The organism is Acinetobacter sp. YH01019, assembly GCF_013420285.1.
Lineage (GTDB): Bacteria > Pseudomonadota > Gammaproteobacteria > Pseudomonadales > Moraxellaceae > Acinetobacter > Acinetobacter gandensis.
Genome location: NZ_VOYM01000037.1, coordinates 1 through 6,107, shown reverse-complemented (window position 1 = coordinate 6,107; position 6,107 = coordinate 1). Strand labels below are relative to the sequence as shown.

Here is a 6,107-nt window from a genome sequence, read left to right as displayed (position 1 = left end):
GATTAGGCATTCTGTACCGTTAGAGTTTAGATAATTAAATACATATTGTACCGAAATTAAATATTAAGTCTATAAATACGGTTTTTGAGTTGCTTTTTAAGACTTTATTTTGTTCCGTTAGGCTATAGGACAATATGACAGTAAAAATCAAACTATGTTCATAAGAAGATATAGCTAAATACTGAATTTATCAGCACACCTAAAACCCTATAAAAATGGATTTTACAGGCATTTTTATGTGCTGATCTTTTTAGAATTTAGCTATAGCTTGAGCTGTTCAGCAGCTTAAAGTTTTTTCCACAAATTTAATTATTTAAGATGAATCTAAGGTTATTTAAAAGACTTAAATGTCCGAAATTTTTATTTTGTACCTTATACACAGGGCTAGGATTAGCGAACTCATTGGAGATAAATTCTGGAGTTGTAATAGCCCTTGCCAAATTTTTCGAGCAAAAGTCTTTTTCCAAATAACGTAATGTAAATAAAAAGGACTCTATATTAGGTGTTACTGCAATCCATTTTCTATTTAAGTTATTTGCCGCATTCAAACAGACGCTATCAAAGCTGAAAGCATCCAATATTAAAGAGTCTTCATTGGTACTGGATTTAATAATAACCTCATAGGCTTTCTGCAGATTTTTAATTTGGTATGTTGAATTTTTTACTGATGCTAAGTCCCAATAATCTGTATATCTAACACCGGTATCACTTTTAACATAATCCTTTAAACGTGGATTACCTGTTCTTGACCAATGAATAAGGCCCTGTTGATCAAGTTCATCCATTTTTTCTGGAGAAAAACGCCAGTGCTTACCTTCGGGTGGATTCATATCCCTCCATTGTCTACCAGTTTCACCATGTTTTCGTACACCAGGAACATGTAAAGGCATGAGTCTAAATTGCCCCAGTGCATCCACATGAGGAAACTTTTTAGCTAAATTATCATCTGTGATTGTCTGGACCAGATCATTCCAAATAAAGTTATCTGTTTTGGTATAAAAAAGAATTACCTCATGAGCGGTTTTAGTAAAACCTTTTGATGCTTTAAATGAAGAATTATGGGTTTTTAGTAAAATTTGATTCACACACCTAGCTTCACCAAAAACTTTATCTAATATTACTTGGAATTCACTCATTAGGTGAAGATTGGAAACATGTACATATAGACTACCGTTATCAGTAAGTAATTGTCTCAATAATTCAAAATATTGACGGTAATGTTTAAGTACAGAATCTTTGTTTTTAAAGAGCCCCACAAAAAGAAAAAAATCGATCTCTGGTTTTATAACAATCAGATCAAACTCTTTGGATTGCGAAACAAGTCTATGTAAAGAGTTTATTTCATTCCCAACAATGATATCAAAGTCATTGATTTCATATTTTATTTTTTCAAAATCTTTATCAGAAATACCCGTGTCGCTATTTTCAAAGAAATAGCCAAAAGAAGGGAATGCAACAAACTCATCCATTGAAGTGTCTCAAAAAAAAATAGCTATTTGTATGGATTATATGATTGACAACCTTCATAAAACAAGTTAATTTTTTTGGTAACCAGTTTGGTTACCAAAAAAATTGTTTAAAAAAAAGAGCTTTAAAAACTCTTTTTCCCATTTATTACGATCATAAGAATATGAGGCAATAAACTACGCCACTTGGTAGGTTAGCGTAGGGATTTTTTCATAGTAGATATCGAAAGTAAAGTTATCTATATCCTCATTGTTTCTAGTTCTTGTGATCCTTTACTTTACAAGGATAAATTTATGCCAAATGTGTATTTAACCCACAATAACTTAGACTTGATGTACCGAGAGGAAAAAATCCGGAAGAGTTTTCAGAAAGAGGTCATTAAATCTGTTTTACAGAAGCTGTATGATTTTATGAGTTACGATTCTGGAAATTCATCAAATAAGATGATCACTTACTTTGGATTGAATGGATATTCAAGTCACTCTTCACATCAAGAGAAATTAGAGCAGTGGCTTCAACAAGAAATTTCGGAAGTTTACCTGCATGATATAAGTCAGGAAGAAGTCGTTGAGATTTTATGGAAAAAAATTCTCGATATCATTAGCCATTAATTTTTATACAGGCTGTACTAGATTAATCTAGTACAGCCTGTATATTAAAACCAATTTACAACTAAATTAGTTTCAAATTGGTTTCTATTTAGTTTCATTCTTCCTTTAACTTCTTCAGTGCAAATCTAATAATCCCATTATGGAGCAACATAAAACTGGACGTATGATCGGTGGTTTCTCATTTACGTTCATAACTAAGCAACAACCTAAGGAAGTCACGCACAGCAAAGCTAAGAAGCTAACAGACAAGCAGATTCAATTCTTTGCAAACAAGCTAGCTCACCATGATCCATTTGCAAGCCAAAAAGCTGCAGTAGGGGAAAGCTATGCTGATCTAGAGAAAAGGCTCCTGATTGAACTACAAGATCCCGAGGTTGTCAGAAAGTATTCTAGTGTCCTCAAAGAGTTAGGTCTTGAGATGTGATGTACAACTAGATTAGTTGTTTAAAACAACTAATCTAGTTTTTTAATAGTTGTAATTTGATTGCAAAAAATTAAGCAGCAGAGAGCTCTTCTGCTAATTGCTCAGCCTGTTCAAGCACAGTCTCAGTAGCCAATAAAGCCATATCAGGTGGATAGCCATACTTCTTGAGTAGACGCTTCACAATGACTCTCAGCTTCGCCCTGGCAGCTTCTTTGATGGTCCAATCCAAGGTTACGTTCTTACGAATAGACTCAGTCAGCACAACAGCGAGTTCGCGCAGGATCTCTTTTTGCATCAACTCTCTAGCACTGTCATTGTCTGCAACTGCTGAATAGAACGCATATTCATATTCAGTCAGGTTGAGTTCCTCTGCCATTTTGTCTGACTCTTGGATTGCCTTAGCCAACTTGATGAGCTCATCAATCACTTCGGCTGCAGTCAGTACCTTGTTCTGATAGCCCTTGATCGCAGAGCTCAGCATCTCCATGAGCTTTTTACCTTGCGTGACACTACGCTGCTCTCGCATCTTGATCTCATCGCCTAAACAACAATGACAAACACCGACTAAAAGGGGCGTTTTACGATGAAAAATTCGAACTTGGAGCTTATGCAGAGCGCCTTCGAGAGGCAGAATCAAATAAACCAACTGATCGTGAGCTTGCAGCTGCTCTCACAGACGCTGATCAACTTCGAGAAACTTATCGAGCAAAGCGAGCTGCCTATCATGAACAGTACCACCCTTTTAAACGGGATAGAGAGTACGACAAGATCCATAGAATCCAATCTAAGCTCGATTTTGACCGAGGTGGGGAATCTATCACCACAAGTGCTGCAAGAAGCAACAATGGACTATCTAGTAGCGTTAAAAGCAATCCACGAGCAGATATCGAATACAGATATATCGAAACTCCAACGGCTTTCAGTCTCAATCGAATCGCTGCAGACCGAAATCAACAAAGCAATTGGCAGCATTTCGATAGATCAGAAGAGCATCCAAGCCCAAGTCCAGGCCCAAGTGAAGCAGGCGATAGAAGAGAGCCAAAGCGAGCTAATAGAGACCGGAATTCAGTCGCTATTAAACTCTCAAAAAGCCAAATACATGACATGGGCGAGTACAGTTTTTGGGGGGCTGATGATTTTAATCAGTTTTTATACGATCTATCAGTTCAGTACAAACCTAAAAACCATCCAAGCACAAAAAGAAATGATTCAACAGAATTCACAAACAATTCAGAGCCAACTCAATTACCTAAACAGCATACGGAGATAAGTTATGCAGACCGAGATCGACCAATTTTTGACAGAGCAAAACGCCTTGTTGAGTCAACAAAACAGCTTGTTAGCAGAACAAAACGAAGCCTTGAGTCAACAGGTCAGTTCATTAAAGAATATTTTGACCACTTACAGCGAAGTAGAGCAGAGTTTAAAGGACAAAATCAACAACTTGAACTCAGAGAAAGAAGCTCAACAAGCCTTGATTTTGGCTATGAAAGTAGAACTTTCAAAGCTCGAGCAGGGCGAATTTTCGGAGCAATTACAGCAAGCATTTCAAGAAAACTTGAGAACCCAGTTACAAATGCAATTAACGACAGCATTAAATCAACTGGATTTAAACAGCATTGTCAGCGACCTGGTAAAGATCGAATTAAAATCCATTCAACAGACGCTAGACACACAGCAGACAGACCTGGAGACAGCACTCTCAACCATCTTGCAATTGCAGCTACCCACCGACTTTTACACAGACTTGGAGATGCAAAGCAAGCAGATCAATACGCTTGGGGAAACTGTAGAACGATTAATGACCTTAATCAACAACTTGAACAACTAGAACCCCTAGTCGCTAAAATTCGACCCAAGCCAAAGCCGGCTACAGATTTCCGTGACTTGAGAATTGACGCTTATTACCCTGGTTACGTTGCTGATCACAAACAACTTTCAGCCCAACAACAGCAAGCATACAACGATAATAATCTATTGCAATTGATTGGTTGTGTGCAGAAAAAAGCTCAAAACTTGGAGAAATACATCAGCCAAGCAAGCAGAATGATCAATACATGGGACTATGACAAAATCGAGGAGATCATCAAAAACGACCAACGCATGCTTAACTATCTGAAATGTGAAATTATTTTAGAGCCTCAAAATGACCATTTGAAACATCAAAGAGCGTCATATCAATCGTGTTTAGAGAGTTTTGAGAACATAAAGAGCCATATCCACGAGGTGAAAAAGCCTAATCCGACTCCTCAAAGCGATGTCTTAGAGCAAACTTATGAACCTGAAAAGCAGCCAAATCGTGATTATGATCTAGATTTTTAATTTCAGCATTGATGATATAAACCGTCCGCTTCGATAATAGCAAAAGCGCAGATTCTACAAGCGGACATTTCTATTTGGGGTTTACACAACAAAAAAGGGAGCTGTAAGCCACTGCTGTCCCATAGTTTGATTTAAATAAAAAAACCTGAGTCCGAACAGTTAAAATATGAGTGCAAACAAACACTTTAACGACCAGGATTCAGGTTTTGTCACATCAGAATACCGTATTTCATCAGTTAATTAAACCAGTCTTACGACAAGATTTTGAACGGCTTGCTAAACAACATCATGTTGGGCAGAAATTCAGATCTGCTTCTCGATGGGATCAGTTTATTGCCCTGTTAATGTCCCAACTTTCCTGCCGACAAAGCCTACGGGATATTCAATCCAATCTTGAGTCCCAGCAGGAAAAGCTTAATCATCTCGGAGCAAAGTCTATTCCCCGAAGCACGCTGGCACGAATCAACGAGGAGCAACCTGCTGCCTTGTATAAACAGATGTTTCATCAATTACTGCAATACTGTGAAAAATCAAAAGTAGCCCATAAATTTCGCTTCAAGAATCCTCTGTATTCCCTGGATGCCAGTCACATTGATCTGTCGCTTTCCTTGTGCGCATGGGCCAAAGTTCATGATTCAAAAGCCAGCATGAAACTCAGCATAGGATTGAATCACAGCAATCATATTCCTGAGTTTGTTGCAGTTGAAAATGGTAAAGAAAATGACATGGTACAAGGCCGAAAATTCCAGTTTCCCTCTGGCAGTATTGTGGTCTTTGACAAAGGCTATGTAGATTATCAATGGTATGCGAATCTGACCGCTCAAAATATTGGCTTTGCTGAATAAGCCGTCATGAATAGGTTTGTGCAACAAAGCCCTCTATAGCTCACGGCTTTTGGTTGTTGAGCTTTTTGAGTAGGTGATTGCTTATATTTTATCGTTTGTTTTGTTGTTTTAATAGCTGTATCAATAGCTGTATTGAAAGAGATGCTTGGAAGGATCTGTGCTGCTTCCAGGACATTACTGATCAATTTGGATTGGTATATCAAGTCATGGAGAATAAAGTTGTTGTTCTGGTCCTATATGTTGATAGACGAGGTAGGGTCTATAAAGGCATGCAATCAAATTGGCTCACGGCTTTTGGTTGTTGAGCTTTTTGAGTAGGTGATTGCTTATATTTTATCGTTTGTTTTGTTGTTTCGATAACTGTATCAATAGCTGTATTGAAAGAGATGCTTGGAAGGATCTGTGCTGCTTCCAGGACATTACTGATCAATTTGGATT

General features: G+C 37.6%; 3 protein-coding genes and 3 pseudogenes. 4 read left to right on the top strand and 2 right to left on the bottom strand.

The window, feature by feature from the left end; genetic code table 11:
• Positions 1 to 305 precede the first annotated feature (305 nt).
• Positions 306 to 1,469 carry a DNA methyltransferase gene (locus FTT84_RS09935; protein ID WP_180081078.1) on the bottom strand — a complete coding sequence of 388 codons (1,164 nt, stop codon included), beginning with the start codon at positions 1,467 to 1,469 and terminating at the stop codon, positions 306 to 308.
• A gap of 291 nt (positions 1,470 to 1,760) precedes the next feature.
• Here FTT84_RS09935 and FTT84_RS09930 point away from each other — a divergent pair, with 291 nt between their 5' ends.
• Together FTT84_RS09930 and FTT84_RS09925 are read left to right on the top strand one after the other, a co-directional pair.
• A complete protein-coding gene (locus tag FTT84_RS09930) occupies positions 1,761 to 2,078 on the top strand; it encodes a hypothetical protein (protein WP_100355864.1) in 318 nt (105 codons plus the stop codon).
• Positions 2,079 to 2,220: 142 nt separating this feature from the next.
• Positions 2,221 to 2,502 (top strand): annotated as a pseudogene (locus FTT84_RS09925) (RepB family plasmid replication initiator protein); the annotation flags it as partial.
• A gap of 70 nt (positions 2,503 to 2,572) precedes the next feature.
• On the opposite strand, the pseudogene FTT84_RS09920 reads toward FTT84_RS09925, so the two are convergent.
• A pseudogene (locus tag FTT84_RS09920) lies at positions 2,573 to 3,046 on the bottom strand (type I restriction enzyme endonuclease domain-containing protein); the annotation flags it as partial.
• 39 nt (positions 3,047 to 3,085) lie between these two features.
• Between FTT84_RS09920 and FTT84_RS09915 the strand changes: the two are divergent.
• Positions 3,086 to 3,772, top strand: a complete 687-nt coding sequence (locus FTT84_RS09915) for a hypothetical protein (RefSeq protein WP_100355863.1) — start codon at positions 3,086 to 3,088, stop codon at positions 3,770 to 3,772.
• A 1,258-nt stretch (positions 3,773 to 5,030) separates the two neighbouring features.
• Positions 5,031 to 5,660: pseudogene (locus FTT84_RS09910) on the top strand (IS4 family transposase); the annotation flags it as partial.
• Positions 5,661 to 6,107: the final 447 nt, after the last annotated feature.

What these genes read in the sequence shown, in the direction of transcription:
- FTT84_RS09935 (WP_180081078.1), bottom strand. Translation starts at nt 1,469, where the DNA reads ATGGATGAGTTTGTTGCATTCCCTTCTTTTGGCTATTTCTTTGAAAAT.
- FTT84_RS09930 (WP_100355864.1), top strand. Translation starts at nt 1,761, where the DNA reads ATGCCAAATGTGTATTTAACCCACAATAACTTAGACTTGATGTACCGA.
- FTT84_RS09915 (WP_100355863.1), top strand. Translation starts at nt 3,086, where the DNA reads ATGAAAAATTCGAACTTGGAGCTTATGCAGAGCGCCTTCGAGAGGCAG.